Origin of the sequence: Micromonospora narathiwatensis (assembly GCF_900089605.1) — a bacterium.
Classification (GTDB): Bacteria; Actinomycetota; Actinomycetes; order Mycobacteriales; family Micromonosporaceae; genus Micromonospora; species Micromonospora narathiwatensis.
On sequence record NZ_LT594324.1, the window covers coordinates 3,940,717 to 3,967,109 of the forward strand.

At 72.3% G+C, this 26,393-nt stretch carries 23 protein-coding genes and 2 tRNA genes; 11 read left to right on the forward strand and 14 right to left on the reverse strand.

The window, feature by feature from the left end; translation table 11 throughout:
- Window positions 1-49 precede the first annotated feature (49 nt).
- The 3 genes from GA0070621_RS16780 to GA0070621_RS16790 all read right to left on the reverse strand — a co-directional run bounded on the left by GA0070621_RS16780 (window position 50) and on the right by GA0070621_RS16790 (window position 3,054).
- Window positions 50-1,282, reverse strand: a complete 1,233-nt coding sequence (locus GA0070621_RS16780) for an FAD-binding protein (protein ID WP_091196758.1) — start codon at window positions 1,280-1,282, stop codon at window positions 50-52.
- Window positions 1,279-2,013: a hypothetical protein gene (locus GA0070621_RS16785; RefSeq protein WP_091196760.1), complete on the reverse strand. Its 735-nt coding sequence runs from the start codon at window positions 2,011-2,013 to the stop codon at window positions 1,279-1,281. Before GA0070621_RS16785 ends, GA0070621_RS16780 begins: the two co-directional genes overlap by 4 nt.
- 111 nt (window positions 2,014-2,124) lie before the next feature.
- Window positions 2,125-3,054 carry an LLM class F420-dependent oxidoreductase gene (locus tag GA0070621_RS16790; RefSeq protein WP_091196762.1) on the reverse strand — a complete coding sequence of 310 codons (930 nt, stop codon included), beginning with the start codon at window positions 3,052-3,054 and terminating at the stop codon, window positions 2,125-2,127.
- Window positions 3,055-3,150: 96 nt separating this feature from the next.
- Between GA0070621_RS16790 and GA0070621_RS16795 the strand changes: the two genes are divergently transcribed.
- Window positions 3,151-3,459, forward strand: coding sequence for an ArsR/SmtB family transcription factor (locus GA0070621_RS16795; protein WP_167666988.1), 309 nt, complete (start codon window positions 3,151-3,153; stop codon window positions 3,457-3,459).
- A gap of 2 nt (window positions 3,460-3,461) precedes the next feature.
- Window positions 3,462-3,989, forward strand: a complete 528-nt coding sequence (locus tag GA0070621_RS16800; RefSeq protein ID WP_091196764.1) for an SRPBCC family protein — start codon at window positions 3,462-3,464, stop codon at window positions 3,987-3,989.
- A gap of 49 nt (window positions 3,990-4,038) precedes the next feature.
- Here the strand turns inward: GA0070621_RS16800 and GA0070621_RS16805 are convergent, their stop codons facing one another.
- Window positions 4,039-5,244 (reverse strand): FAD-dependent monooxygenase, encoded by a 1,206-nt coding sequence (locus GA0070621_RS16805; RefSeq protein ID WP_091196766.1) that lies wholly within the window; start codon window positions 5,242-5,244, stop codon window positions 4,039-4,041.
- Between the two features lie 71 nt (window positions 5,245-5,315).
- On the opposite strand from GA0070621_RS16805, the gene GA0070621_RS16810 reads away from it, so the two are divergent.
- The gene (locus GA0070621_RS16810) at window positions 5,316-5,903 is read left to right on the forward strand and encodes a TetR/AcrR family transcriptional regulator (protein WP_091196767.1); all 588 of its coding nucleotides are present in this window, start codon (window positions 5,316-5,318) and stop codon (window positions 5,901-5,903) included.
- 166 nt (window positions 5,904-6,069) lie between these two features.
- A complete protein-coding gene (locus tag GA0070621_RS16815; RefSeq protein ID WP_091196769.1) occupies window positions 6,070-7,233 on the forward strand; it encodes an acyl-CoA dehydrogenase family protein in 1,164 nt (387 codons plus the stop codon).
- A 122-nt stretch (window positions 7,234-7,355) separates the two neighbouring features.
- On the opposite strand, the gene GA0070621_RS16820 is transcribed toward GA0070621_RS16815, so the two are convergent.
- The 5 genes from GA0070621_RS16820 to GA0070621_RS16840 all read right to left on the reverse strand — a co-directional run bounded on the left by GA0070621_RS16820 (window position 7,356) and on the right by GA0070621_RS16840 (window position 10,528).
- The gene (locus GA0070621_RS16820) at window positions 7,356-8,315 is read right to left on the reverse strand and encodes a TIGR03560 family F420-dependent LLM class oxidoreductase (protein ID WP_167666989.1); all 960 of its coding nucleotides are present in this window, start codon (window positions 8,313-8,315) and stop codon (window positions 7,356-7,358) included.
- A gap of 75 nt (window positions 8,316-8,390) precedes the next feature.
- Window positions 8,391-8,789: a hypothetical protein gene (locus GA0070621_RS16825; RefSeq protein ID WP_091196770.1), complete on the reverse strand. Its 399-nt coding sequence runs from the start codon at window positions 8,787-8,789 to the stop codon at window positions 8,391-8,393.
- Window positions 8,790-8,874: 85 nt separating this feature from the next.
- A complete protein-coding gene (locus GA0070621_RS16830; protein ID WP_091202527.1) occupies window positions 8,875-9,435 on the reverse strand; it encodes a GNAT family N-acetyltransferase in 561 nt (186 codons plus the stop codon).
- Window positions 9,436-9,545: 110 nt separating this feature from the next.
- Complete coding sequence (locus GA0070621_RS16835) at window positions 9,546-9,998, reverse strand: hypothetical protein (RefSeq protein WP_167666991.1); 453 nt, start codon at window positions 9,996-9,998, stop codon at window positions 9,546-9,548.
- On the reverse strand, window positions 9,995-10,528 hold the full coding sequence (locus GA0070621_RS16840) for an RNA polymerase sigma factor (RefSeq protein WP_091196772.1): 534 nt from the start codon (window positions 10,526-10,528) through the stop codon (window positions 9,995-9,997). Before GA0070621_RS16840 ends, GA0070621_RS16835 begins: the two co-directional genes overlap by 4 nt.
- 267 nt (window positions 10,529-10,795) lie before the next feature.
- Between GA0070621_RS16840 and GA0070621_RS16845 the strand changes: the two genes are divergently transcribed.
- Window positions 10,796-12,973, forward strand: coding sequence for an APC family permease (locus GA0070621_RS16845; protein ID WP_091196773.1), 2,178 nt, complete (start codon window positions 10,796-10,798; stop codon window positions 12,971-12,973).
- Between the two features lie 69 nt (window positions 12,974-13,042).
- Here the strand turns inward: GA0070621_RS16845 and GA0070621_RS16850 are convergent, their stop codons facing one another.
- Window positions 13,043-13,798: a class I SAM-dependent DNA methyltransferase gene (locus GA0070621_RS16850; RefSeq protein ID WP_091196775.1), complete on the reverse strand. Its 756-nt coding sequence runs from the start codon at window positions 13,796-13,798 to the stop codon at window positions 13,043-13,045.
- Window positions 13,799-13,980: 182 nt separating this feature from the next.
- On the opposite strand from GA0070621_RS16850, the gene GA0070621_RS16855 reads away from it, so the two are divergent.
- Window positions 13,981-14,313: a YciI family protein gene (locus GA0070621_RS16855; protein ID WP_091202530.1), complete on the forward strand. Its 333-nt coding sequence runs from the start codon at window positions 13,981-13,983 to the stop codon at window positions 14,311-14,313.
- A complete protein-coding gene (locus tag GA0070621_RS16860; RefSeq protein WP_091196777.1) occupies window positions 14,310-15,530 on the forward strand; it encodes an RNA polymerase sigma factor in 1,221 nt (406 codons plus the stop codon). The genes GA0070621_RS16855 and GA0070621_RS16860 overlap by 4 nt, the downstream gene beginning before the upstream one ends.
- A gap of 154 nt (window positions 15,531-15,684) precedes the next feature.
- Here the strand turns inward: GA0070621_RS16860 and GA0070621_RS16865 are convergent.
- The 4 genes from GA0070621_RS16865 to GA0070621_RS16880 all read right to left on the reverse strand — a co-directional run bounded on the left by GA0070621_RS16865 (window position 15,685) and on the right by GA0070621_RS16880 (window position 19,505).
- Window positions 15,685-15,758, reverse strand: a tRNA-Ile gene (locus tag GA0070621_RS16865).
- A gap of 111 nt (window positions 15,759-15,869) precedes the next feature.
- Entirely contained in the window at window positions 15,870-17,123 is a 1,254-nt protein-coding gene (locus tag GA0070621_RS16870) for an NAD(P)/FAD-dependent oxidoreductase (protein ID WP_091196779.1), read from the reverse strand.
- A complete protein-coding gene (locus GA0070621_RS16875) occupies window positions 17,113-19,251 on the reverse strand; it encodes an MMPL family transporter (protein WP_091202531.1) in 2,139 nt (712 codons plus the stop codon). Before GA0070621_RS16875 ends, GA0070621_RS16870 begins: the two co-directional genes overlap by 11 nt.
- 181 nt (window positions 19,252-19,432) lie before the next feature.
- Window positions 19,433-19,505 (reverse strand) — tRNA-Asn (locus tag GA0070621_RS16880).
- A gap of 295 nt (window positions 19,506-19,800) precedes the next feature.
- Here GA0070621_RS16880 and GA0070621_RS16885 point away from each other — a divergent pair.
- The 4 genes from GA0070621_RS16885 to GA0070621_RS16900 all read left to right on the forward strand — a co-directional run bounded on the left by GA0070621_RS16885 (window position 19,801) and on the right by GA0070621_RS16900 (window position 26,250).
- Window positions 19,801-20,196, forward strand: a complete 396-nt coding sequence (locus GA0070621_RS16885; RefSeq protein WP_091196780.1) for a hypothetical protein — start codon at window positions 19,801-19,803, stop codon at window positions 20,194-20,196.
- 263 nt (window positions 20,197-20,459) lie between these two features.
- On the forward strand, window positions 20,460-23,795 hold the full coding sequence (locus GA0070621_RS16890) for a ThuA domain-containing protein (RefSeq protein WP_091196783.1): 3,336 nt from the start codon (window positions 20,460-20,462) through the stop codon (window positions 23,793-23,795).
- A gap of 91 nt (window positions 23,796-23,886) precedes the next feature.
- Window positions 23,887-24,960 (forward strand): sugar phosphate isomerase/epimerase family protein, encoded by a 1,074-nt coding sequence (locus tag GA0070621_RS16895; RefSeq protein WP_167666992.1) that lies wholly within the window; start codon window positions 23,887-23,889, stop codon window positions 24,958-24,960.
- 105 nt (window positions 24,961-25,065) lie between these two features.
- The gene (locus GA0070621_RS16900; protein WP_091196790.1) at window positions 25,066-26,250 is read left to right on the forward strand and encodes an ROK family transcriptional regulator; all 1,185 of its coding nucleotides are present in this window, start codon (window positions 25,066-25,068) and stop codon (window positions 26,248-26,250) included.
- Window positions 26,251-26,393 lie beyond the last annotated feature (143 nt).

Sequence of the window (26,393 nt, forward strand, 5' to 3'; positions counted from 1 at the left end):
TCCCGCCGACGGTCCGCGCCCGGCGCGGACCGTGGACGGAACCCGACCGTCAGGACTGCGGAAAGTAGCGGTCCAGCTCTTCGGTGCGGAACTTCCCGGCCGGATCGAGGTCGCGCAGCAGGGCGCGGAAGTCGTCGTGCCGGGGGTACGTCGCGGCGGGGTCGCGCCCGAAGAGCTTGCCCCAGTGCGGGCGCGGCGCGAAGGGCGCCAACCGCTCCTCCACCTCGGCCAGCACCGGGGCCACGGCCACCGGGTCGCCGATCCAGGTGAAGTGGATCGCCAGGCTGTCCCGGTCGTGGTTCGGGCTGAGCCAGAGCGTGTCCGCGGCGACCGTACGCAGCTCGCAGACCTGTAGCACCGCGGCGATCCGCTCGGCGGCCGGGTCGAGGGCGGCGAGCGCGTCGGTGGCCGATGCGCGCGGCAGGTGCCACTCCGACTGGAGTTCGTCGCCGCTGCTCGGGGTGAAGCCGAGCCGGAAGTGCGGCAGCCGCTCGTACCACGGCCCGGGCTCGCCGAGCTGGGCGGTGCAGTGCTCCGCCGGCATCCCGGGCACCGGGTGGCAGGGCGCGTCGGCGGCGACCGTGCCCAGCCACTCCGCCGGCAGCGGCGGCTCGTCGACCCGCTGCTTGACCCACACCTGGTCCAGCCGGGACGAACGCCAGCGGGTGAAGACGGAGACGCTGTACGCCGCGTCGCAGGCGGCGTCGAGCGCGGCGCGGGGCAGCCCGAACCGGACGTACTGCCGGACGTCGAAGGTGGGCACCACGTCGAGGGTGACCCGGGTGACCACGCCCAGCGCGCCGAGGTTGACCACCATCCCGGGGAACCGCGGGTCGGCGCGGTCCACGGTGAGCAGGTCGCCGTCGGCGGTGACCAGTTCCAGGGCGGCCACGGCGGTGGCCAGGTTGCCGTGGACCGCCCCCGATCCGTGGGTGGCGGTGGCGACCGCGCCGGCCACCGAGATGTGCGGCAGCGAGGCGAGGTTGGCCAGCGCGTACCCGTCGGCGTGCAGGCGGGTGGCGACGTCGCCGTAGCGCAGGCCGGCGGCGACGGTGACCGTGCCGCGGTCGCGGTCCAGCGCGACGGTGGGCGGCAGCCCGGCCACCGAGACCAGCTCCCCGGTGGTGTCGCCGAGCCGGTTGAACGAGTGCCCGGTGCCCACCGCCCGGATCCGGTCCGCCGCGCCGACCAGCTTGCGCAGCTCGTCGACGCTGGACGGCTGGTGCCGCGCCCGGGCGGTGTACCGGACGTTGCCGGCCCAGTTGCTGCCTACCCCGGTCATGCCGTGGCCTCCCGGTCGGTCGAGGATTCGTCGGTGAGTGCGGCGCGGAGCGCGTCGAGCGTGGCGTCGACCTGGCCGACGTCGTACCCGCGCAGCGCGACCTCGATGCCGGCGGCCCGGGCCTGCTCGATCTCCGCGCGGGCGGCCCGCCGCGCCGCCGCGTCGCCCGTGGCCAGCGCCTCCTCGGCGCGACCCACCAGCCCGTCCACCTGCCTCTTGTCATAGCCGCGCAGGCCGACGGCGAACACGATCGCCGTCCCGGCGGACCAGCCGCCCGGGGCGGTACGCGCGTCGGTGAAGCGGCCACCGGAGTACCGGGTCAGCGCCGCCACCACGTCGTCGGGGCGCTCCCGTACCTGGGCGAGGTCGAGCAGCTCGACGGCGGGCCGGCCGTCGCGCGGGTGCCGCGCGGTGGTCGGCGGGCCCGGCGGCAGGCCGGCTGCGGGCACCCCGACCAGCCGGGCCGCGTCGGTGAGGGCGAGCGCGTCGAACTGCTCCCACCGGTACGTCCCGCGCAGGCCGGGGCGGCGCACCTCCAGCCCCTCCGGCCCGATGACGAACCGGAACGGCCGCACCGCGCCGACCAGCACCGCGCCGCCGACCGCGACGACGCCGAGGGCCGCCAGCATCCGCAGCAGCGCGCCCTCGCCGGCGACGGCGAGCACCAGTATTCCGCCGGCCACGCAGGCGACGGCCAGCGGCAGCGCCCCCCGGCTGCGGTGCAGCTCCATGTCGTACCCCCGCTCCCGTGCCGTGGTCCGGGTGCATCATCCACCAACCTGTCAAGGCACGGCCGACCGCGGGCGTCGGCGGTGGGACCGGCCGGCCCCACCGCCGACGGGTCAGAGCTGTCCCATGACCTCGGCGGCCACCAGCTCCAGGTGGTCCAGGTCGGCCAGGTCGAGCACCTGGAGGTAGACCCGGTTGCTGCCGATCGCGGCATACCGGCCGAGCTTTTCGACGATCTCGGCGGGCGTGCCGGCGAGGCCGTTCTCGCGCAGCTCGGCGGGCTCCCGGCCGATCGCCGCCGCGCGCCGGGCCACCTCGGCCTCGTCCCGCCCGCAGCAGAGCACCAGGGCGTTGGACCAGACCATGGTGGACGGATCCCGGTCGATCTCGCCGCAGGCGTTCCGCACCCGCTGGAACTGTGCCGCCGAGTCCTCGACCGAGGCGAACGGCAGGTTGAACTCGTCGGCGTACCGGGCGGCGAGCCGGGGCGTACGTCGGGGACCCGTCCCGCCGAGCAGGATGGGCGGGCGTGGTTGCTGCGTCGGCTTGGGCAGCGCGGGTGAGTCGCTGACCGGGTAGTACTTGCCGGGGAAGTCGAACGTCGCGCCGACCGGGGTCTCCCAGAGGCCGGTGATGACGGCGAGTTGCTCCTCCAGCCGGTCGAAGCGCTCGGCCAGCGGCGGGAACGGGATGCCGTACGCGGTGTGTTCCTCGGCGTACCAGCCGGTGCCGATACCCAGTTCGACCCGGCCGCCGCTCATCTGGTCGACCTGCGCGACGGTGATCGCGAGCGGTCCGGGGAGCCGGAAGGTGGCCGCGGTCATCAAGGTGCCGAGCCGGATCCGGGTGGTGTCCCGGGCCAGGCCGGCGAGGGTCGTCCAGGCGTCGGTCGGGCCGGGCTCGCCGGTCACCGAGCCCATCTTGAGATAGTGGTCGGAGCGGAAGAAGGCGCCGAAGCCGGTCTCCTCCGCGCGGCGCGCCACGGCGAGCAACTGGTCGTAGCTGGCGCCCTGCTGGGGCTCGGTGAAGATCCGCAGTTCCATGGCCCGAGCATATTGAGCCCGCCTCGCCCAACCGCAGGGGCCACCACCTCGCAATATTCCTTGACAGGCATATGAGCAGCGAGGCATATTAGGTAAGTGTCCATCGACGCTTTCGCCGTCCTGGCCGAGCCGACGCGGCGCCGCATCCTCGACCGGCTACGCCGGGCCGAGAGCAGCGTCGGCGACCTCGTGGACGCGCTGGGGATGAGCCAACCAGCCGTCTCCAAGCACCTGAAGGTGCTCCGCGACGCCGGCCTCGTCACCTGCCGCACCGCGGCCCAGCAGCGGATCTACCGGATCGACGCACGCCCGCTGCGGGACGTCGACGACTGGCTCGGGCCCTACCGACGGATGTGGGTGGACCACCTCGACGCCCTGGAGCGCCATCTCGACAGTCAGGAGTGACGATGGACCGCGACAGCTTCCGACCCGGCCCGCTCGCCGAGGTCGCCCGCGTACCGGCCGGCGACCGGTGGGACCTGGTGTTCGTCCGCGACCTGCGGCACCCGCCCGAGAAGGTGTGGGCGGCGCTGACCGAGCCCGGCCAGCTCGCCGAGTGGGCGCCCTTCCTCGCCAGCCGCGACCTCGGCACGCCCGGCGACGCCACGCTCAGGATGGTGGACGGCGACCAGCGCCTCGACGCGCCCGCGACCGTACGCCGCGCCGAGCGACCGACCCTGCTCGAATACACCTGGGGCGGCGACCTGCTGCGCTGGGAGCTGACGCCGACGGACACCGGCACCCGGCTGACCCTGCGGCACCGGATCGGGCAGGCCGACCAGGCTCCGATGATGGCCGCCGGCTGGCACCTCTGCCTGGACGTCGCCGGCCATCTGCTCGACGGCGACCCGGTCGGCCCGATCCGGGGCGGCGAGGCGATGCAGTTCGGCTGGGAGCGGCTCCGCGACGCGTACGCCGAGCGGCTGGACTCCTGACGCGGACGGCGCGGGGCGGCACGACGCCACCTCCGCGCCTCCGCCGGGGTCAGCCCGCCGTGGCCGGGACGTCCGGCAGGGCGATCGCGGTGGCGGCCTTACGGATCGGCTCGGTCACCCGGCGGATCATCCCCTCCCGGCCGGGCAGCCGCGGCATGAGCCGCAGCATCAGCGTCTGGAACCGGATCTGCGCGGCCGAGCCGAGCACCATGCCCTTGAGGTTGCGCTCGGCGAGCTGCTGGTTCGCCGCCACGAACGGGCGCATCCGCCGCTCGTAGGTGGCGAACCCGGCCGCCGGATCGCCACCGGCCGCTGCCAACGAGGCGGCCAGCACGTACGCCCCGACGAGGCTCAGGCTGGTGCCCTGCCCGGACGCCGGCGAGGCCGCGTACCCGGCGTCGCCGACCAGCCCGACCCGCCCGGTCGACCAGCGGTCCATCCGTACCTGACTCATCGCGTCGAAGTAGAAGTCCGGCGCGTCGGCCATCGCGGCGAGCAACTCCGGCACCCGCCAGCCGGCACCGGCGAACGTCGTGGCCAACGCCGCCCGCTGAGCGGCGACGTCCCGGTGGTCGGGCTCCTCGGCCGGCGACGGAAAGAGGAACAGCGCCCGGGCGTCGGGCGCGCCGGCGGTCCGGTAGACACCGACCGACCGCCCGGGGGCGGGATGCATCAGCTCGACGCGCTCCTCGCCGTACTCGGCCGGCACGGTGAAGATCGCGATGTGGTACCCGAGCGTACGCAGGTGCGCCGAGCCGGGCCCGAAGGCCAGCCGCCGGACCGTCGAGTGCAGCCCGTCGGCGCCGACAACCAGGTCGAATCGGCGGTTCGGCCCCCGCTCGAAGGCGACCTCGACCCCGTCGGCGGACTGGTCCAGCGCGGCGATCGAGTCGCCGTGGACATATTCCACGTCGTCGGTGGCCTCGATCAGGATGCGGGCCAGGTCGCCGCGCATGATCTCGACGTCGTCGCCCTCCCGGCCGCCGAAGAGCGCGGCGTCCATGGTGGCTAACTGCCGCCCGCCGGCCTCGACGAAGCGGGCCAGCCGCATCCCGGTGTCGTGCCGGCCAACCTGCTCGCGCAGGCCCATCCGGTCCACCACGGTCAGGGCCGCGCCCCGGATGTCCACCTTGTAGCCCCCGTCCCGGCGGGCCGGGGCCCGCTCGACGACGGTCGGACGGAAGCCGTGGCGGCGCAGCCACCAGGCGAGCGCAGGGCCGGCGACGCCGGCACCGGAGATCAGCACATCGGTCATGCCATCGACGGTACAAACGTCTCATACGTTTGTGCAAGACGTTCGTGCAAGGAATTTGCTACGCTGCTCCCATGGGAAATCGGGAGGACCTGCTCGCCGGGGCCAAGCGCTGCCTGATGGAGAAGGGCTATGCGGGCACCACGGCCCGCGACGTCGCCACCGCCGCCGGCACCAGCCTGGCCGCCATCGGCTACCACTTCCGCACGACGAAGGCGCTGCTCAACGAGGCCCTCATCGAGGCGATGGCGGAGTGGGGCGAGGAACTGGGACGCGCGCTCGCGGACGACGCCGGCCCGGACGCCACGCCGGCCGAACGGTTCGAGGCCGCCTGGGAGCGGATCATCGAATCCTTCGACCGGCTACGGCCGCTCTGGGCCATCCAGTTCGAGCTGATCTCGCAGATGGACCGCGTGCCCGAGCTGCGGGCGGCGTTCGCCACCGCCAACCGACAGGCCCGGCTCGGTCTGGCCGAGGTCTTCCACCGGCTCGACCCGGCCGTCGACGAACCGACCGCGCTCGCCCTCGGCGCGTTCCACCAGGCGCTGCTCGCCGGCCTGGCCTCCCAGTGGCTCGTCGATCCGCAGGCGGCCCCGTCCGCCAAGGAACTGACCCGGGCGCTGCGCATCGTCACCGACGAGTTCCACGCCGGCCGAAGCTGACCCCGAGCGCGGCGGGTCATGGTCAGGGGCGCGGCGGGGCGCCGCGTGGGAAGCCTCGCCGTCCCGGCCGGTCGGGGCCGGTGTCCCTGGCGGCCGGGACATCCCGTACCGCACCGTGGATCCGCCGCACCGTGGATCCGCCGCACCGACGCCCGAGGAGGCCGCCATGGACCACCGCCCCGACCTGCTGACCGCCGTACGCGAGCTGGCCCCGGAGCTGACCGCGCGGGCCGAGGAGATCGAGCGGGCCCGGGAACTGCCCACCGACCTGCTCGACCGGCTACGCGACGTCGGCTGCTTCCGGATGTTCGTGCCCCGCAGCCACGGCGGGTACGAGGTGGACCTGCGCACCGGAATGACGGTGCTGGAGGCCCTGGCCCGGGCGGACGGCTCGACCGGCTGGACCGTGATGATCGGGTCGGAGACGCCGCACCTGCTGGCGCTGCTCTCCCGCGACCGGTTCGACAAGTTCTACGCCGCCGGGCCGGACCTGGTGGTGGCCGGCGGTTTCGCCCCGCAGGGCCGGGCCGAACTGGACGACGGCGGGTTCCGGGTGAGCGGACGCTGGGCGTTCGCCAGCGGCTGCCGGCACGCCGACTGGATCTTCGGCAACTGCCTGGTCACAGCCGACGGACAGCCGATCCCCGGGGCGGACGGACAGCCGCCGGAGACCCGGTCGATGCTCTTTCCGGCCGACCGGGTGACGGTGGAGGACACCTGGCACGTGCTCGGCCTGCGCGGCACCGGCAGCCACGACGTGCTGGTCGAGTCGGCGTTCTGCCCGACTGAGGAGAGCTTCGACCTGTTCACCGGCACGCCGTGCGTACCCGGGCCGGGGTTCGTGGCGCCACTGGCGCACTTCGTGCTGCACCTCGGCGCGGTCGCGGTCGGCATCGCGCAGGGCGCGCTGGACGACATGACCGCGCTGCTCGGCGACGGTCGGCAGCGGCTCTACGCCCGACAGCCACTCGCCGACTCGCCCGCCTTCCGGGTCCAGTTCGGCCGCGCCGACCTCAACGTCCGCGCCGCCCGGGCCCTGCTGGCCTCGCTCGCCGACGAACTCTGGACGGCGTGCACGCGGGACCCGGAGCGGATCGCGGTCCTCCACCCGACCATCTCCGCGTCGCTGCCGTGGGTGACCGAGCAGGCGATCGCCGCCGTGGACACCTGCTACCGGGCGGCCGGTGGCGGCGCGGCCCGCGACTCCTCACCGATCCAGCGCCGATTCCGGGACATCCACACCTTCGCCCAGCACGCGGCGGCCGCGGAGGGATGGCTGGGCAACAACGGCGCCCGGCTGCTGGGCCGGCCGGCGGCGCTGGCGTACTGACCTGACCTGACCGGGCCGGTGGGTGGAGGGGTCCCCCGGCCCGGGACCGGCGCGGAGAGGGGCCCGCCGGTCCGCGCGGGGCCGGTCGCCGAGGAGCTTTCGGCGGCCGGCCCCGGCGCGCGTCAGCCGAGCTTGGGCACGACCTCACCGGCGAAGAGCCGCATCGGTGCCAGGTCGGTCGGCTCGTGGAAGTAGAGCATCACGTACTCGATGCCGGCCTCGACCAGCCGGCCGAAGACCTCGACCAGTTCGGCGGGGGTACCGACGGCGCTGCCCACGGCCGCCTCCGCCCGGTCGCGCCCGCGCAGGCGTACCGTCACCTCCTCGTCCGTCGCGCCGGTGACGACCGAGAGGGCGGCGGTCTTGAGGATCGCGTCGTAGTCACGGCCGAGGTCGGCGCAGTGCCCGGCCAGCACGTCCAGCTTGTGCCGGTAGAAGGCCGGATCGGTGTGGTCGGTCAGGTTGCAGGCGTCCGCGTACCGGGCCACCGTCCGCAGCGTGCGCTTCTCGCCGCTGCCGCCGATCATCAGCGGTACGTGGGGCCGCTGCACCCCGGTCGGCACGTTCTGCGCCGCCCGTACCGAGTGGTACCGGCCCTCGACCGTGGCGACCGGCTCGCGCAGCATCGCGGTGACCACCGCCGCCGCCTCGTCCAGCCGGGTCAGCCGCTCCCCCGTCGACGGGTACGGCTGCTGGTAGCCGTACGCGTCGTACTCGCGCTGGTCCCAGCCGGCGCCGAGGCCGAGGAACGCGCGGCCGGCGCTCGCCACGTCCAGGGTGGCGGCCATCTTCGCCAGCAACGCCGGGTTGCGGAAGCTGTTGCAGGTGACGATCTGGCCGAGCCGGACCCGGCGAGTCTCCCGGGCGATGGCGGCCAGGCTGGTCCAGCACTCGAAGGTGGTGTCCGGCTCGCCGGAGACGGCCTGCAGGTGGTCGTAGAGCCAGACCGAGTCGTAGCCCAGTTCGTCGGCCTCCCGGGCCACCCCGACCATCGCCTCGAACTGCTGCACCGGGTCGGCCAGGTGGGTGAGGTCCGACCGCCAGCCCTGGGGCAGCACCACGCCCCACCGGATCCCGCTCATCGCCCTACCTCCCCGTCGCCGCAGGTCATCGTAGGTGAGCGAGATTTCGGAACAGCCGGTGGCCGGCCGCCCGGGTCAGGTGGCCGGCCGGGCCGTGCGGCGGCGCACCAACCGGGCGGCCAGGCTCACCACCGTCGTGCCCACCGCCGTGCCGACCAGCACCAGCACCGCACCCACCGCCCAGAGACCGCTGGCGTCGGTCGACGCGGCGTGCGCCGCCCAGGTGACCGTGAAGGCGACCGTCATCACCGGCGCCACCAGCCACGGGCTGAGCCACCAACCGCCGACGGCCGCGAGCAGGGCGAGCGTGAGCACGCACCCGGCCACCTGCCACCCCGAGTACGGCCCGCTGATCGCGCCGGTCTCCGGGTCGACCAGGTAGCCGGTCTCCCAGCCGAGCCAGGCCCACCACGCGCCGACCGTGGCCGCCGCCAGCAGCAGCGCCCCGAGCGGGGTACGCATCGTCTTGGTCATGATCCGATCCTCCGGGTCGCCGCGGGTGGGCGGATGAGCATCCGTACCCAGGGTCAGGCCACGCACCGACCGGGACGGCTGGCGGCTACCGGCGCTGCTCCCAGTCGGTACGGGTGAGCTCGTACTCGACCTCGCCGTGTTCGGAGCCCTCGATCGCGTCGGGCCAGTCCCCCGTGAAGTCGCGGAGGAAGGACAGGCCCGCCTTCTCCATCACCCGCCGGGACCGGGTGTTGACCGCCATGGTGTTCGCGGTGACCCGTTCCACTCCGAGGTCGGTGAACCCCTTGCCGATCAGGGCCCGAGCTCCCTCCGTGGCGTAGCCCTTGCCCCAGGCGGTCTTGTTCAGCCGGTAGCCGAGTTCGACCACGGCGCGGCTGTGCTCGTCCAGCGGGCGGAACTCGAACCAGCCGAGGAAGGTCGCGGTGGGCTTTTCCTCGGCCGCCCAGTAGCCACGGGTGCCGAGGCACGCGTGGTCGTGCAGCAGCCGGGGCAGGGTCCGCGCCCGGATCGTGTCCCGACTCGTCGGCCGGCCGCCGTTGATGAATCGCATGACGTCGGGGTCGTTGTCCAGCGCGAACAGGTGGTCGACGTCGTCGTCGGTGAACGGCCGGAGCACGAGCCGTTCGGTTTCCAGGAAGACCGGCATGCCGCGATCCTCGGTGCGGCCGGCCGGTCCCGCCACCGGATATTCGCGGCGGGTCCGGTGGACGGACCGGACGCCGCCCAGCGGTCGGGCTTGCCCCTTCTTCATGGTCATCACGCCCGGCTCAGCTCTTCCCTGCGTCGCAGCAGAGCCGCCCTCGCCCGGCGGGCGGCGCGCAGATGGGCGATGGCCAGGACACCCAACGCCAGCACCACGACGAGCAACGACGGTTCGAGCTTGTGCCGCAGGGTGGTGATGACCAACGCACCGACGGTGAACAGCAGCCAGGCGGCCACTCCGAGCCAGCCGGCGACGACGCGATCGTGAGCGAACATGGGCGTCCTGCGGGTCACGGCCCAGCCGCCGAAGGCCGCCCAGCACAGCCCGATCGCCATCATTACCGCGAACGCCACCACCGTCCGTGGCGGCAGCCCGGGCTCGGTCGCCCACAGCAGCCCGATCAGGCCGCTGCCCGCGAGCCCGGTGAGCGCCAGCGCCACGTATCCGATCCTCCTGCGCGGCGACAACGGTGCGTCGAGCCGCTTGATCAGGTCTTCGGGCGTCATGCCTCGTACCCCTTCCGCGCCAACTCGCGGCGCAACAACTTCCTCGCCCGGTTGAGCCGCGACTTGATGGTGCCGACCGGAACAGCGCAGATCTGTGCGCAGGCGTCCAGCGGCAGATCCTCGAGATAGAACAGCAGCAGCACCTCCCGTTCCCTGGCCGGAAGCGCCGCCAACGCGCCACCGAGCAGTTCCCGATCGACCACCGCTTCCGCCTCGTCGACTCCCGGCACGTCGGCTCCCGACAGGTCGTCGACCGACTCGGGCTCCGGGCGCGCGTAGACGTCACGCAGTCGGTTCATCACCGCCCGGCGAGCGATCGCGAAGAGCCAGGGGGCGAACCGGTCCGGCTGCCGCAGCCGGGGCAGCCCCTTGAAGACCGCCAGCCACACCTCCTGCACCACATCGTCGTCGGGCCCGGTCAGCATCCGCCCGACGTACCGCTCGACCGCCGGATGCCATGCCCGGATCAACTCGGCGAAGGCCTCACGTTCGCCCAACTGACAGCGAACCACCAACAGTTCATCGGCCATCTGCCCTCCTTCGCCTGTTCAGTCGCGGACCATGCCGGGCAGGTTCACATCGCGTCCCGGGCCCTGGCGAACCTGTCGCCCGGCCGGGCGCACGCGCCGCTCGGCGAGGCGCTGGTTCACCGTGGTGGGGATCCTGGTTCCCGCTCCGCCGGCTCATGGTCGGACGGTGCGACGGGGTGGCACCAATGCGCCGGATCGCCGCCGCCGGGCCCGGTGTTCCTGGGATCGTCGGTACGGCTGGTCAGGGTTGAGCAGTAGGAGCGGGCGTTGGGCAAGGAGCGGGACGGTACGGGCCCGGAGCGGCCGACGACGTCCCTGAGCCCGTCCGCGGAGTTCCCGCCCCTGTCGGCGCAGGACGTCGAGGCGCTGCGCCGGCTCGGTGAACACTGGCGGGCCGGGGAACCGGTGCGGGCGCTGCCGGTGGATCCCGAGCTTCGCCCCTCCGGGCCGGGCGCTGCCCACGCCCGAGGGCCGAACGAGGAGTTCCGGCCGGACCAACCCGGCGAACTCACCACGACGCCGGCGGCGGAGCAGCCCGACAGCCTCCTCGGCCGGCTCGCCGTCCGGGTACGTCGGGTGCTGCTCGGGCCGCCCCTGTCCAGCACGTCGATGCTGCGGGAACGGATGCGCAAACTGATCGCGCTGCCGATCCTCTCGTCGGACCTGCTGTCGTCGGTGGCGTACGGGCCGGAGGCGTTGCTGACCATCCTGGTCCTCGCCGGCAGTGCCGCCCTGGGGCTGTCCCTGCCGATCGCCGGCGCGCTGGTGGTGCTGATGGTGGCGGTCGGCGCGTCGTACCGGCAGACCGTGCGCGCCTACCCGCACGGCGCCGGCTCCTACCTGGTGGCCAGCGACAGCATCGGACCCCGGGCCGGGCTGACCGCGGCGGCCGGACTCATCCTCGACTACGTACTGACCGTCTCCGTGTCGGTGGCGGCCGGAATCGCCGCGATCACGTCGGCGCTGCCGGCGCTGTCCCCACTGGCCGTACCGCTGTCGTTGCTGGTCATCGCCGCCCTGCTGACCGGCAACCTGCGCGGGATCCGGGTGGCGGGAAACATCTTCGCCGCCCCCACCTACCTGTTCCTGATCGCGATCGGGGGGATGACGCTGGTCGGGCTCGCGCAGGCCGGGGCGCGCGGATTCGCCGTGGTCCCGGCGCCACCGGTGCCCGCGTCGGAGGCAGTGAGCGTGCTGCTCATCGCGCGTGCCTTCGCCTCCGGCGCCACCTCGATGACGGGCATCGAGGCGGTGTCCAACGCCGTACCGGCCCTGCGCCCCACCGAGTGGCGCAACGCCCGCACCGTGCTCACCTGGATGGTCAGCATCCTGGTACTCCTCTTCTCGGGCCTGATGTTCCTGATCTACCTCAACGGCCTGGTGCCGCGAGCGAACGAGACCCTGCTGTCCCAGCTCGCGCACCGCACCTTCCCTCACGGACCGTGGTACGCGATCGTCCAGGCGGCCACCGCGCTGGTCCTGCTGCTGGCCGCGAACACCGCGTACAACGATCTGCCCCGGTTGCTGTACTTCATGGCCCGCGACGCCTACGTCCCGCGCCGGTTCCTGCACCTGGGTGACCGGCTGGCCCTCAGCAACGGGCTGGTCGCCCTCTCCGTCGCCGCCGCGGTGATCCTCACCGCGTTCGGGGGCCGGACGCAGTCCCTGATCCCGCTCTTCGCGGTCGGTGTCTTCCTGGCGTTCACGCTCTCGCAGGTCGGCATGGTGAACCACTGGCGGCGGCACCGTGAGTCGGGCTGGCGGCGCAGGGCCGGGATAAACGCGTTCGGGGCGGCACTCTCGTCGATCGTGCTGGTGACGGCCGCGATCACCAAGTTCACCTCAGGCGCCTGGGTGGTGGTCGTCGCCGTGCCGGTGCTGGTGCTGCTGTGCCTACGCGTGCGACGGCACTACGACCGAGTACGGCAGGCGGTGTCCCTGCGCCCCGCCCCCGCGCCGACCCAGTTGCCCTCCGAAGGCGGGAGAGAACGGAACATGGCCCAGGAATTCCTGCCCCAACGCGTACGCCACCTGCTCGTCGTCCCGGTCGCCCGGTTCGACCAAACGACCCTGCGGGCGCTCGCCTACGTGGTGTCACTCGGCCAGCCGTCACTCGCCGTGCACGTCAGCCCCGAAGATCAGGAAGCCGACCGGCTCCGCGACGAGTGGACGGCCTGGGGTGACCACATCCGGCTGGAGACCGTGGTGTCGCCGCACCGCGAGATCCTCGAACCCCTGGCCCAGTACATCGCCCAACTGCGCGAACGGAGTCCCGACATCACTCTCACGGTGGTCATTCCCGAGGTGGTGGCGGAGCATCCCTGGCAGAGGATCCTGCACTCACGGATCGAGCATCGCCTCCGCAAGGCCCTGCGCCGCCTACCCGGCGTCGTCATCACCAGCATGCCCATACACCTGTCCGAGGTTCACAGCCCGGCGAGATGATCCGCGGGAGACTCCCCGGCGACCCGTCATCGCCACCTCGATACCAGCACCACCAGCAGACGCGGCCGGTTAGCCCTGAGCAGCGGCGTCGAGCGGCTTACGCCAGACCGAAACGTGGCTCTCGCTGTCGGACGTGAAGGGCGCTCCGGCCCAGTCCGCCACCCGCTGCTCCAGCACCAGGCCGGCCAGCCGCGCCATGAGGTCGCACTCGGCGGGCCAGATGTAGCGGAAGTTGCAGTAGCCGTACCGTACGCTCCCATCGTCCAGGCGCCGGTAGTGGTGAGAGGTCGCCTGCTGCGTGACCATGTCGTAGGTGTCGAAGCCGACGTGCCGGTCGGTCACCTCGAACGGCACCGCCGACTGCCCCGGCGGGAATCGCCTGACAGCCGGCACCTCCAGCTCGATGACGAAGCGGCCACCGGGCGACAGGTGCCGGGCCGCGTTGCGGAAGCACTGCACCTGCTCGTCCTGCGTACGCAGGTTTCCGATGCTGTTCCACACGACGTACACGAGCGAGAACTGGCCGGGGACGGTCGTCGTGGCCATGTCACCGATGACGACCGGCAACCGTTCCGCGGGCACCTTGCGTCGCAGCCGGTCGGCCATCGGTTGCGACAGCTCGATCCCGGTCACGGGGATGCCTCGGGCCGCGAGCGGGATCGCCACTCGACCGGTGCCGATCGCGAACTCGAGCGCGGGGCCGGAACCCGCCAGCCGGGCGAGGAAGTCCACGGCGGGGTCGAGCACCCGAGGTGCGAACCTCTCGGCCGAGATGTCGTCGTACCCCTCCGCGGTGTCCTCGTCCCACAGGTCGCTACTCGTCATGGGTCTGGAGCCTGCCGGCCGCCCTGCGCTCACGCCACCCATTAATGAACGGGTTGCCGCCGGCGTACGGTCCACCCCGTCCGGAAAATGGCGGCGAAACCTCGGCGGAGCGTGTCGGATCGAGGCAGCGGCGTTCGTAGCAGGGGTGAAAGGCGGCCACCCGACGACAGGAGATGTTCCCGATGGCGCAGTACCTGATTTCCGTTCTTCACGACACGAGCGACCCGGCCACCGCTGAGGAGATGGCCGCGATCGACGTCTTCAACGAGCGGCTCGTGGCCGAGGGCCACTGGGTCTTCGCCGGCGGCCTCACGTCGCCCAGCACGGCCACCGTCGTCGACGGCCGGGACGGGGAGCCGGTCTTCACCGACGGGCCCTACATCGAGTCGAAGGAGTGGATCGTCGGCTTCTGGATCATCAAGGCCCCGCACCTCGACGTGGCGCTCCGGCTCGCCGCTCAGGGGTCGAAGAGCTGTAACCGGAGGGTCGAACTCCGGCCGTTCCTGGGCGAATGACCGACGTCGGCGAGATGATCACCCGGGTCCACCGCGAGGAGTGGGCCCGGGTGGTCGCGACCCTGGCCAGGCGCCTCGGGGACCTTGACATCGCCGAGGAGATGGCCGCCGAGGCGTTCGCGACCGCCGTCGAGCGCTGGCCGGTCGACGGCGTCCCGCCGAGTCCCGGCGCGTGGCTCACCACCACCGCCCACCGCAAGGCCATCGACCGGCTCCGACGCGAGGTCAGACGCGAGGAGAGGCACAGGGAGGCGCTGATGCTGTTCGACACCCCCGAGCCGCTCGGCGCCATCGACGACGACCGGCTGCGCCTCGTCTTCACCTGCTGTCACCCCGCGCTCGCCATGGAGGCGCGGGTCGCGCTGACCCTGCGGCTGGTCGGTGGGCTCACCGTGCCCGAGATCGCCCGCGCGTTCCTGGTCCAGGAGGCCGCCATGGGCCGGCGGATCACCCGCGCGAAGGAGAAGATCAAAGCGGCGAGGATCCCCTACGGCGTGCCGTTTCGTGAGGACCTCCCGGCCCGGGTCACCGGGGTGCTCGCCGTCCTCTACCTGATCTTCAACGAGGGCTACCTGGCCTCGAACCCCGAGAAGGAGCCGGTCCGCGGCGACCTGACCGCCGAGGCGACCCGGCTGACCCGGCTGGTCCATGCCCTGATCCCGACGGACGGCGAGGTCGCCGGACTGCTGGCGCTGATGCTCCTGACAGAGGCCCGCCGAGCCGCCCGGGTGTCGGCGAGCGGTGAGCTCGTCGCCCTCGACGAGCAGGACCGCGGTGCCTGGGACCGCGAGCTGATCGCCGACGGCCACGCCCTGGTCCGCGCCCGCCTCGCCTCCCGCCAGGCGCCGGGGCGCTACCAGATCCTCGCCGCGATCAACGCCGTCCACACCGACGCCCGCGACGTCCGTGCCACCGACTGGTCGCAGGTCGTCGCGCTCTACGACCAGTTGGTCCGCCTCGACCCCTCGCCGATCGTGCGGCTCAACCGGGCGATCGCGGTCGCCGAGCTGGACGGCCCGGAGGTCGCGCTGGCGGAGGTGAACGGTCTGCCGCTGGAGGGCTACCACGCCTACCACGCCACCCGCGCCGACCTGCTGCGCCGGCTGGGCCGGAGCGAGGAGTCGCGGGCGGCGTACGACCGGGCCATCGGACTGGCCGGCAACACCGCCGAGACGGCGTACCTCATCCGTCGCCGCGACCAGCTGGCCCGCCCGTGAACCGCGCCACGCCGGTCACCGCCTCAGCCGCGTAGCCCAACAGCGGTAGCCGGTCGCCAACGGAGCCGCCCGGACAGGTCAAGGCGCACATCGCGAAGGCGGTTCTCGTACCGCCACATCCGGTTTCACGTTTTCCCAGCTCAAGCGCTGCCGGTGGGGCGGACGGGACTCGAACCCGTGACCGATCGATTATGAGTCGACTGCTCTAACCCGCTGAGCTACCGCCCCGCTACCGCGCCGGATCGTAACCCGGCGAGTCGATCAGTGGCCACCACGAAACTCAGCGTCGCCGCCGCCGGGTCGACACGATGGGCAACGCGAGGATAACAGCGCGTCCAGCTAGGGACGACCGCCCCGGCCGCCGCGGAGCGTGGCGAGAACAGCACCGGCGGTCCGCCAGCCGCTGGCGAGCGCGCCCTGGATGGAAGGGCTGTCCCGGTGGTCGCCGGCCACGAAGAGCCCGCTCCCGAGCGCGACCGGTTTGCGTAGCCGGCCCTGCGGCGGCGGCGCGGCCGGCAGCGCGGCCGGCACGGTGACCGTGGTGAGATGGGTCCAGTCGGCGGTGGACCGTCCGTAGAGGTGGTCCAGCTCCCGCCGGACGACCGGCTCGGGCAGGGGTTGCGGGCCCACCACCGAGGTGGCCACCAGGTGCTTCCCGGCCGGCGCGTACGTGGGTGCGGCCCGGCTCAGCACCACCGTGTTCGTGATGAGTTCCCGCCGTTCCCCGTCGAGCAGCAGGATCGGCTCGTCCAGGGGCGGGCGGTCCGCGCTGTGGTAGTAGGTCGTGAATCCGTGCATGCGTACCGGTGGCAGCCCGGGCAGCAGCGTTGCCGCCGCCGGCGGGTCCACGGCGACCACGACGGCGCGGCAGGAGATGTCGCCGGTCCGGGTGCGGACCCGGCCCGGCGCGACCTCGGCGACCGGGGTGTTCACCTCGATCAACTCGGTGGGCAGCGGGGCGGCGACGGCCCGGGGCAGCGCGGCCATCCCCCGGGCGGGCAGGCCGATCCGGCCCCGGGCGAACGCGCGCAGGGTCACGGCCAGCACGTGGCTGGAGGTCTCCAGCTCCCGGTCGATGAAGACGCCGGAGAGGAACGGCCGGAGCAGTTCCTCGATGATCGGGTCGGAGAGCCCGGCCCGGCGCAGCGCCGCCTCGCTGGTGGTCTCCGGCGCGGTCAGCAGCCGGCCGACCGGCAGGGTGGCGCAGCCGGTGGCGAGTGCGGCGAGGCGCAGCCGGTCGAGCAGCGACCCGATGCCGGCGGCCACCGTGCCTGCCGTGCCGGCGGGGTCGCGAAGCGGGTTGGCCAGCCGGTGCAGCCGGTCGCCGCGACGGACCAGCACGCCGGGGGTGAACCAGCCCAGGTCGAGGGTGGCCAGGTCGAGCAGGCCGCCGAGCCGCGGGTACCCGGAGTTGAGCACCTGGAAGCCGCGGTCGAGCAGATAGCCGTCGACCTCGTCGGTGGCGACCCGGCCGCCGACCCGGTCGGCGGCCTCCAGCAGCCGCCAGGGTACGCCGGCGCGGTGCAGCCGGCGGGCGGCGGCGAGGCCGGCCAGGCCGCCGCCGACGATGACGACGTCGGTGTCACCGGGCACGGCCCACCTCGGTGCCGCTCCGGTCGCCGTCGCGGACGACGCGGGACAGCTTGCTCGGCCACCAGAGGGTCGGCCCGAGGTCGTACGCTAGCGCGGGCACCAGCAGCGACCGGACGACGATGGTGTCGAGCAGCACCCCGACGGCGACCGCCACGCCCAACTCGACCAGCACCACCAACGGCAGCACGGCGAGCGCGGAGAAGGTGGCGGCGAGCACGATGCCGGCGGAGGTGATCACGCCACCGGTGACGGCGAGCCCGGCCAGCACCCCGGCCCGGGTGCCCCGCCGGACCGACTCCTCGCGTACCCGGCTCATCAGGAAGATGTTGTAGTCGATGCCGAGGGCGACCAGGAAGACGAACGCGAAGAGCGGGAACGACTGGTCGACGCCGGGGAAGTCGAGGAGATACCGGAAGATCAACGCGCAGAGGCCGAGCGTGGCCAGGAACGACAGCACCACGGTGGCGATCAGCAGGATCGGGGCGACCAGGGCGCGTAGCAGCAGCGCCAGGATGACCGCGATGACCAGCAGCACCACCGGGATGATGACGTTGCGGTCCCGGGCGGCGGCGTCGGCGGTGTCCACGTCGACGGCGGTGAAGCCGCCCACCACGGTGCCGGCGCCGGGCACCTTGTGCACCGCCTCGCGCAGGTTACGGATGGTCCGTTCGGCGGCGTGACTGTCGGGCGGGTCGGTGAGGGTGGCCTCCAGTTGCACCCGCCCGTCGACCACCTTGGGCGGGGCGTTCGGCGCGGGCGGTCCACCCGGCCCGGTCTCGGTGACCGGGCGGACGGAGGACACCCCCGGTACGCCCTGGGCCACCTGGGCGACCTGCTGGGCGGTGGCCTGGTTGGTGAAGATCGTGGCGGGGCTGCCGGTGCCGGCCGGGAAATGCCGGGCGATCACCTCCTGCCCGGCGGCCGAGTCGGTGCTCCTGGTGAACTGCTGCGACTGGCCGAGGGCGGTGATGTCGAGCTGGGTGAGTCCCAGGGTGAGTACGGCCAGCGCCACGGCGGTGACCAGCCAGACGGCCCGGGCCCGCCGGGCCACGAAGCCGGCGACCCGGCCCCAGACGCCGTGCTCGGCCTGCGGGTCGGCGTGGTCGAACCGGGGCCGCCGTGGCCAGAACGCCCACCGTCCGCCGAGCAGCAGCAGCGCGGGTAGGAAGGTGAGCATCACCAGGAGGGTGGCGGCGATGCCGACGGCGACGACCGGGCCGAGCGCCCGGTTGGAGTTGAGGCTGGACAGGAGCAGGCAGAGCAGGCTGAGGATGACGGTGACGCCGGAGGCGATGATCGCCTGGGCGGCGCCCCTCCAGGCCGCCTTCAGCGCGTCCCAGGGGCGCTCGTGCCGATGCAGTTCCTCGCGGTGGCGGGCGATCAGCAGCAGCGCGTAGTCGGTGCCGGCGCCGAAGACGAGCACCGTCAGGATGCCCTGTGCCTGCCCGTTCAGCTTGATGACGCCGTGGTCGGCCAGGTGGTAGACGAAGATCGCGGCCAACGAGTACGACATGCCGGCGGCGAGCAGCGGAAAGATCCAGAGCACCGGGCTGCGATAGACGATCAGCAGGATGACCAGCACCACGACCAGGGTGACCAGCAGCAGCGGCCCGTCGATGGCGGTGAAGACCTGGATCAGGTCGCCGAGCAGTCCTGCCGGACCGGCCACGTCCACGGTGAGTCCGTCCCGGTCCGCGCCGACGATGTCGCGCAGTTGGGCGACGACCTGGCGGATCCGTTCGCCCCCGACGCTTTCGATCGGGACGATCACCTGTACGGCCTGGTGATCCTGGCTGACGATCGGCGGCGGCAGCGGCGTGACCACGCCGGACACCTGGGCGAACCGGGCCGCGTCGGCCTGGATGCGCTGCTGGTCGGCCGGGGTGATGCCGGTGGTGCGCTCGTAGACGACGAGGGCCGGAGTGGTCTGCCGGGTCTCGAAGCCGGCGGAGAGGTCCTGTGCCCGGGTCGCCTCGGCGTTCGTCGGGAGGAAGGCGGTGTTGTCGTTGGTGGCGACGTCGCCGAGCCGACCCGCGTACGGTCCGGCGATCGCGCCGACGACCAGCCAGCCCAGCACGACCGCCACCGCGACCAGCGTCGCCGTCCGGCGGCTCGGTCCCCCGGCCATGTCCACCCACCCTTGGACCGATACACCCTCTCGACTCAGCGGGAGTCCGAGTCGACACCGCCCATCCTGCCGGGCAAAACGGCCACGGGTGGGCGAAACCGGGCGCTGTGCGGGAGAACGGGAATGCAGGCACGAGAAACGCCCGCCGGCCTGGGCCGACGGGCGCGCTGTTGGAGCTGAGCTCCCCCGTTTGGACTCGAACCAAAAACCTGCCGGTTAACAGCCGGCTGCTCTGCCAATTGAGCTACGGGGGACCGTAGATCACCCGGTTGCGGATCTCTCCGCGCCGTGCGACGGCACAAGAGTACAGGACATCGGGGGGTGGTGCGCCAGGGGGTTGCCCCACCGATCACGGTGCCGCCACCGGCCGGACCGGCGCACCGGAAGCGGCCCGCAATTCCGGCAAATCGCCATCCCGACACAAGGAGGCATGAGCGAGGAGCAAGATGGGTAGTTAGCCGCCGACAGTGGATACGGGCGCGAGATGGTCGTTCCCGCCGGGCAACACCCGGCCGGGACGGCGGCGCGCCAGGTACGGAAGGAGCCGCCATGCGCGGAAAGATCATGTTTCTTGGCGGGCTGGCTGCGGGATTCGTCCTGGGCGCCCGTGCCGGCCGGGAGAAGTACGAGGAACTGATGGTCCGGGGCCGCAAGGTGCTCGACCATCCGACGGTCCAGGAGGCGGCGGGCGTCGCACAGGCCCAGGCGACCCGGCTCTACGCCGAGGGCAAGGACCGGCTGGGCCAGACCAAGCTCGGCGAGAAGCTCACCAGCGGCAACGGCCGGCACGGGTTGACCCCGGCCGACAAGCCGTTCGCCGGCACGCCGGCCACCGCCGGCACCAGGTCCGGTTCGGGCTCGACCGGCCCGACGCCCTCGTCGTCCGGCGGATCGAGCAGCAAGCCGTCCGGCACGAGCAGCAGCAGCAGCAGCAGCAAAGCCTGACGCCACCCGAGCAGCGGGCCGGTCCCCCACGGGGCGACCGGCCCGCTGTCGTCTGTCCGAAGAGCACCGGTCCACCTCTTTTGCTGATTCCGAACGAAAGTCGGAGTGATTCATAGAAAACTTTTGGCTCCAACCTCTTTTCTTTGGTCGCCCGCACAAATATCGTCTCGCGTAGATCCTGGCCAGGCTCTCGTCCAACCCCAGCGACCTCCTCAGCCTCGTCCCGGCGCTGAGGCGGACCCGCCCGACCAGAGCGAGGTTCGATGCGTAGACCCTTCGGCCGCAGGGCCGCCACCCACCTCAGCCTGCTCACCCTCGTCGGCGCGACGCTCGTCGCGACGGCGCCGCAGGCTCCGACCCCGGCGCAGGCTGCACCGGTGCTCACCGCGCCGGCCCCCCACAGCAACGGCATGCAGTACAAGGTGCTCGTCTTCACCCGCTCGGCCAGCGGAGACAACGCAGCCACCGCAGCCGGTGTGCAGGCCATCCAGCAACTCGGGCGTGACCAGCGCTTCACCGTCGAGGTCACCGGCGACGCCCGCAAGTTCGACGCACCACACCTGAAGCAGTTCCGCGTCGTGGTGTTCCTCAACACCGCCGGCAACATCCTCAACGACGCCCAACGGACGGCCTTCGAGAAGTACTACCGCGACGGCGGCGGCTTCGTCGGCGTCCACTCGGCCATCGAGGCCGAGCCCGACTGGTCCTTCCTCACCAACGTGCTCGGTACCCGGGCCACCGGCGCGCCCTCGGCCGCCAGCGCGGCCACCGTCACCGTCGCCGACCGGGTCCACCCGGCGTCCGAGTCGCTGCCGCAGCGCTGGAGCACCACCGACCGGTGGTACAACTTCAAGGCCAACGTCCGGGGCGTCTCGCACGTGCTGGCCACGGTGGACGAGAAGAGCTACTCCGGCGGCACCATGGGCTTCGACCACCCGATCACCTGGTGCAAGGACTACCAGGGCGGCCGGTCGTTCTACACCGGACTCGGCGCCACCCCGGAGAGCTACGACAGCCGGGACCTGCGTGCCCACCTGGGCGGTGCGATCCAGTGGGCAGCCGGCGTGACCGACGGCGACTGCGGCGCGACGGTGCTGGCCAACTACCAGATGACCGTCATCGGGGCGCAGCCCAACGTCAACGAGCCGATCGGCTTCGACGTGCTCCCCGACGGCCGGGTGATCCAGACCGACCGGCGCGGCGGCGTACGCCTGCACAACCCGGAGACGAACCAGACCACCGTGCTCGCCCAGATCCCGGTCTACACCCACAGCGAGGACGGGATGTACGGGCCGGCGATCGACAACGACTTCGCCACCAACAAGTGGGTCTACCTGTACTACGCGCCGCCGCTGAACACCCCCGCCGGCAGCGCGCCGACCACCAGCACCGACCCGCGCGCCTGGGACCAGTGGCAGGGCTACTTCCAGCTCTCCCGGTTCAAGTTCGTCGACGGGGCGAACCCGTCGCTGGACGTGAGCACCGAGCAGAAGATCCTCCAGGTGCCGGTGGACCGGGGCGCCTGCTGCCACGTGGCCGGCGACATCGCGTTCGACTCGAAGAACAACCTCTGGCTGGTCACCGGGGACGACACCCCGGCCGGCGGCGGTGGCTCCGGCGGCTTCTCGCCGCACAACGACTCGGTCAGCGCCAGCGGTGTCTACCAGGCGCCGTTCGTGGACGCCCGGCGCAGCTCGGCCAACACCAACGACCTGCGCGGCAAGATCCTGCGGATCACCGTCCAGGCGGACGGCTCGTACACCGTGCCGGCGGGCAACCTTTACCCGGCCGGCACCGAGAAGACCCGGCCGGAGGTCTACGCGATGGGCTTCCGGAACCCGTTCCGGATCACCCTGGACAAGAACGACGTCGCCTACATCACCGACTACTCCCCCGACTCCTCGACCGCGCAGGTCGGGCGGGGGCCGGCCGGCACCGGCCGGATGATGGTGGTCGACAAGCCGGCGAACTACGGCTGGCCGATGTGCGTGCAGCCGAACCTGCCGTACATCGAGATGAACTGGACCACCAACCCCATCTCGCCGGTCGCGCCGTTCGACTGCGCCGCGCCGAAGAACACCTCCCGGCACAACACCGGCCTGGTCGACCTGCTGCCGACAAAGAAGTCCGAGCTGTGGTACTCGTTCCAGGCACCCACCCCGTGCCCGGAGTCGTACCTGTCGACCCCCACCCAGACCTGCCCGAACCTCTTCCCCGAGCTCGGCACCGGCGGCGTCGGCCCGCACGGCGCGGCGAAGTACGACTACGACCCGGAGCTGAGGTCGGAGACGAAGTTCCCCGCGTACTACGACGGCGCCATCTTCTTCGGGGAGTTCACCCGGGACTACCTCAAGGAGATCCGGCTGGACGACCAGGGCGAGATCCTGAAGATCAACTCCCTGCTCAACTGCGGCGACGGTCCCGTGACCCCCGCCGAGCCGTTCCTCTGCGACAACCCGATGGACATGAAGTTCGGTCCGGACGGCAACTTCTACCTGCTGACCTACGGCGACGGGTTCTTCAACATCAACCCCGACGCGGCGATGGTGAAGTTCAGCTACGTCAAGGGGCTGCGGGCACCCACCGCCGTACTGGCGGCCACCCCGACCAACGGCCGGGCGCCGCTCACCGTCCAGTTCTCCAGCGAGGGCTCCAACGACCCGGACCCGGGCGACTCCATCTCGTTCGCCTGGGACTTCGACGGCAACGGCACGATCGACTCGATCGACCCGAACCCGACGTTCACCTACACCCAGAACGGGGTCTACACGGCCCGGCTGACGGTGACCGACTCCAGCGGCAAGAGCGCCTCGGCGAACACCGTCATCACGGTGGGCAACACCGCGCCGACGGTCAGGATCAACACGCCGGTGGAGGGTGGCTTCTTCAGCTGGGGCGACGACATCCCCTGGTCGGTGACGGTCACCGACCCCGAGGACGGGCCGATCGACTGCAACAAGGTCGAGGTGACCTTCGTCCTCGGGCATGACGAGCACGGCCACGGCGAGGCCAACCAGTTCGGCTGCTCGGGCGTGCTGCCGACCGAGGCCGACGACGCCTCGCACGGCGGCTACATCTACGGCGTCATCAGCGCGTCCTACACCGACAAGGGCGCGAACGGGCAACCGCCGCTGACCACCGTGGCCCAGCAGATCGTGCAGGACAAGCGGCAACAGGTGGAGTTCGCCCGGGAGCAGTCCGGCACGACCGTCGGCACCACCACCGACACCGGCGGCGGCCAGCAGCGCGGCGGCCTCGATCCGGGCGACTGGATCGCCGTCAACAACAAGGTCAACCTGGTGAACATGTCGTCGGTGACGTTCCGTACCTCGGGCGGGAGCGCCGCCACGGCCGGGCAGCCCCGGTTCGCGATCGAGCTGCGGCTCGACCGACCCGACGGACCGCTGCTGACCACCGCGACCATCAGGGCGACCACCGGTAACAACGACTTCACCAGCACCACCGTGCCGATCACCGACCCCGGTGGGTCGCGCAAGCTCTACCTGGTCCTCACCACCGTCGCCGGTGGTCCGGCCAGCGGCTTCGGCAACCTCAACTGGGTCGACTTCAACGGCCAGGGCATCGGCGTCACCCCGTGACGCCCGGTCGGGGCCGTCCACCGGGCGGCCCCGACCGGCCCGCGCCCTCCCCTTCCCACACCACCCATCACCCGAGAAAGGCAGTACCGAGATGAACGACAGCACACACGGGATGAGCCGACGCCGGATGCTCGGCACCATCGCCGGGGCGGCGGGCGCCGTCGCCGCCGGCGCCGCCGGCCTCGCGCCGTCGCCCGCCTTCGCGGGCAACGGCGTGCTCGTCCCGAGCGGCAAGCGGGGCATCATCCTCTACAGCGTCCGCGACCGGATCAGCGCCGCACCGGACGAGACCGGCGTGCCGTACGGGTTCGAGCGGGTGCTGGCCCGGCTCGCGAACATCGGCTACAAGGAGGTCGAGTTCGCCGGCTACACCCAGCACACCTCGATCCTCGGCCGGCAGATCACCCCGCAGGAGATCCGCAAGGTGCTCGACGACAACGGGCTGCGCGCCAACGGCTCGCACGCCTCCGTCCCGAGCACCGTGAACCCGACCACGATCGCCCAGTTCGAGCAGACGCTCGACACCGCCGAGATCCTCGGCATGACCCACATCGGCACCGGCAGCGACCCGACCGGCAGCAACTACAAGGCGGACTGGGACGCCGCCGCCGACCGGTGGAACACGTTCGGTGAGATGGCCGCCGCGCGCGGCCTGAAGCTCTACACCCACAACCACGACGCGGCGTACAACTTCCTGCTGGACAGCGGGCCGTTGGACGGGCAGGGCCGACCGACCCGGTCCTCCGGCGTCCGGAAGCTGGAGTACTTCTTCGGGCTGACCAACCCAGAGTGGGTCTGGTTCGAGATGGACATCTACTGGGCGCACGTGGCGCAGCACCGGTACCGCAGCTACACCGACCCGGACGGCGTGACGCAGACCAACGTCTTCGACCCGCTGGCCACGGTGGCGGTCCGGACCAAGCGCTTCCCGCTGTTCCACGCGAAGGACGGCACGTACAACCCGGCCTCCACGAACGGGTACGAGATGGTGCCGCTCGGCCAGGGCGACATCGACTACGGCGGCTTCTTCGCCAACATGGGCGCCAAGGGGTACCACAACCCGATGTGGGAGCAGGACACCGCGCCGGGCGGCGCCGCCGACCCGGGCCGGTCGCTGCGCTTCGCGGAGATCAGCTACCAGCACATGTCGAGTCTGCGGGGCTGACAGACCCGACCGATCGCAGGGGCCGCTCCCGGTTACCGGGGGCGGCCCCCTCGCGTCACACGGCCGTGACGGCGGTATGGCACATTTCGAAGGGAGGTGGTCGCAATGACGATGATCGGACCGGAGAACGCGGACCAGGCGCGGCTGCTGCGCCTGCTACGTGACGACGGCCCGCGCTCGCGGGTGGAACTGGCCGATGCCCTGGGCCTGCCGCGGGCCCGGTTCGGCGCGGAGGTGGACCGGCTCGCCGGGCAGGGCCTGGTGGAGACGGCGGGCCCCGCCGCGTCCCGGGGCGGTCGCCGCTCGTCACTGCTCCGGATCGCCGAGCAGGTCCGGTTCGGCGCGGTGACCGTCGGCGAGGGACGGCTCGACGTCGCGCTCACCGACGGGGAGCTGACCGTCCTCGCCCGGCAGGCGGAGCCGGTCGACGTACGCCTCGGGCCGGAGGCGGTGGTCGACCGCGTGGTCGAACTGCTCGCCAAGCTCCGGGCCGAGGCCGGGCTGGCCCGGTTGGCCGGGGTCGGCGTGGCCCTGCCCGCGCCGGTCGCGGTCCGCGAGGGCGCCCCGGTCTCCCCGCCCGCGCTGCCCGGGTGGCACCACTTCCCGGTCCGCGACACCATCGCCGCCGAGCTGGGCTGCCCGGTGCAGGTCGACAACGACGCCAACGTGATGGCGCTCGGCGAGCAACACGCCGGCACCGGCCGGGCGTTCGACGACTTCCTCTACGTCAAGCTGGGCAACGCGGTCGGCTGCGGGCTGATGCTCGGCGGCGCGTTGTACCGGGGCGCGACCAGCGGGGCCGGCGACATCGGGCACCTCCCGCTGTCCGAGGACGGGCCGCTGTGCGTGTGCGGCAACACCGGCTGCGTCGAGGCGTACTGCGGGGATTCCGCCCTGGTGCGGCAGGCGGTGACCGCCGCGCGGGCCGGACGCTCGACGGCGCTCGGCGACCGGCTGGCCGCGGCCGGCGCCCTGACGATCGCCGACGTGGCCGGCGCGGCGATCGCCGGGGACCCGACCGCGCAGGCCCTGGTCCGGGACGCCGCCCGCCGGCTCGGCCAGGTGCTGGTCGATCTGGTCAGCTTCGTCAACCCGGCCATCGTGATCATCGGCGGCGCGGCCCCCGGCATCGGGCCGGTCCTGCTCGCCGAGATCCGTGGCGCGGTCTACCGACGCTCGACGCCGCTGGCCACCGGCAGCATGCCGATCGTCCTGTCCGACCTGGACGACCGGGCCGCCCTGATCGGCGGCGCCCGCCTGATCAGCGATCAGGTCTTCGCGGCCTGCTGAGCGCCGCCGGCTCGGCCGTCGCCCGACCGTCGCCCGGCCTGAGTGGAGGGAATCTCCAGGTTCCGGGGGCGTGCGGAACATCACTTCCGTGGCTATGCTCACCGGACTTCCCAGGGCTCGCCGGGTCGATCGATCCGGCGAGC

What these genes read in the sequence shown, in the direction of transcription:
- GA0070621_RS16780 (WP_091196758.1), bottom strand. Translation starts at nt 1,282, where the DNA reads ATGACCGGGGTAGGCAGCAACTGGGCCGGCAACGTCCGGTACACCGCC.
- GA0070621_RS16785 (WP_091196760.1), bottom strand. Translation starts at nt 2,013, where the DNA reads ATGGAGCTGCACCGCAGCCGGGGGGCGCTGCCGCTGGCCGTCGCCTGC.
- GA0070621_RS16790 (WP_091196762.1), bottom strand. Translation starts at nt 3,054, where the DNA reads ATGGAACTGCGGATCTTCACCGAGCCCCAGCAGGGCGCCAGCTACGAC.
- GA0070621_RS16800 (WP_091196764.1), top strand. Translation starts at nt 3,462, where the DNA reads ATGGACCGCGACAGCTTCCGACCCGGCCCGCTCGCCGAGGTCGCCCGC.
- GA0070621_RS16805 (WP_091196766.1), bottom strand. Translation starts at nt 5,244, where the DNA reads ATGACCGATGTGCTGATCTCCGGTGCCGGCGTCGCCGGCCCTGCGCTC.
- GA0070621_RS16810 (WP_091196767.1), top strand. Translation starts at nt 5,316, where the DNA reads ATGGGAAATCGGGAGGACCTGCTCGCCGGGGCCAAGCGCTGCCTGATG.
- GA0070621_RS16815 (WP_091196769.1), top strand. Translation starts at nt 6,070, where the DNA reads ATGGACCACCGCCCCGACCTGCTGACCGCCGTACGCGAGCTGGCCCCG.
- GA0070621_RS16820 (WP_167666989.1), bottom strand. Translation starts at nt 8,315, where the DNA reads ATGAGCGGGATCCGGTGGGGCGTGGTGCTGCCCCAGGGCTGGCGGTCG.
- GA0070621_RS16825 (WP_091196770.1), bottom strand. Translation starts at nt 8,789, where the DNA reads ATGACCAAGACGATGCGTACCCCGCTCGGGGCGCTGCTGCTGGCGGCG.
- GA0070621_RS16830 (WP_091202527.1), bottom strand. Translation starts at nt 9,435, where the DNA reads ATGCCGGTCTTCCTGGAAACCGAACGGCTCGTGCTCCGGCCGTTCACC.
- GA0070621_RS16835 (WP_167666991.1), bottom strand. Translation starts at nt 9,998, where the DNA reads ATGACGCCCGAAGACCTGATCAAGCGGCTCGACGCACCGTTGTCGCCG.
- GA0070621_RS16840 (WP_091196772.1), bottom strand. Translation starts at nt 10,528, where the DNA reads ATGGCCGATGAACTGTTGGTGGTTCGCTGTCAGTTGGGCGAACGTGAG.
- GA0070621_RS16850 (WP_091196775.1), bottom strand. Translation starts at nt 13,798, where the DNA reads ATGACGAGTAGCGACCTGTGGGACGAGGACACCGCGGAGGGGTACGAC.
- GA0070621_RS16855 (WP_091202530.1), top strand. Translation starts at nt 13,981, where the DNA reads ATGGCGCAGTACCTGATTTCCGTTCTTCACGACACGAGCGACCCGGCC.
- GA0070621_RS16860 (WP_091196777.1), top strand. Translation starts at nt 14,310, where the DNA reads ATGACCGACGTCGGCGAGATGATCACCCGGGTCCACCGCGAGGAGTGG.
- GA0070621_RS16875 (WP_091202531.1), bottom strand. Translation starts at nt 19,251, where the DNA reads ATGGCCGGGGGACCGAGCCGCCGGACGGCGACGCTGGTCGCGGTGGCG.
- GA0070621_RS16885 (WP_091196780.1), top strand. Translation starts at nt 19,801, where the DNA reads ATGCGCGGAAAGATCATGTTTCTTGGCGGGCTGGCTGCGGGATTCGTC.
- GA0070621_RS16890 (WP_091196783.1), top strand. Translation starts at nt 20,460, where the DNA reads ATGCGTAGACCCTTCGGCCGCAGGGCCGCCACCCACCTCAGCCTGCTC.
- GA0070621_RS16895 (WP_167666992.1), top strand. Translation starts at nt 23,887, where the DNA reads ATGAACGACAGCACACACGGGATGAGCCGACGCCGGATGCTCGGCACC.
- GA0070621_RS16900 (WP_091196790.1), top strand. Translation starts at nt 25,066, where the DNA reads ATGACGATGATCGGACCGGAGAACGCGGACCAGGCGCGGCTGCTGCGC.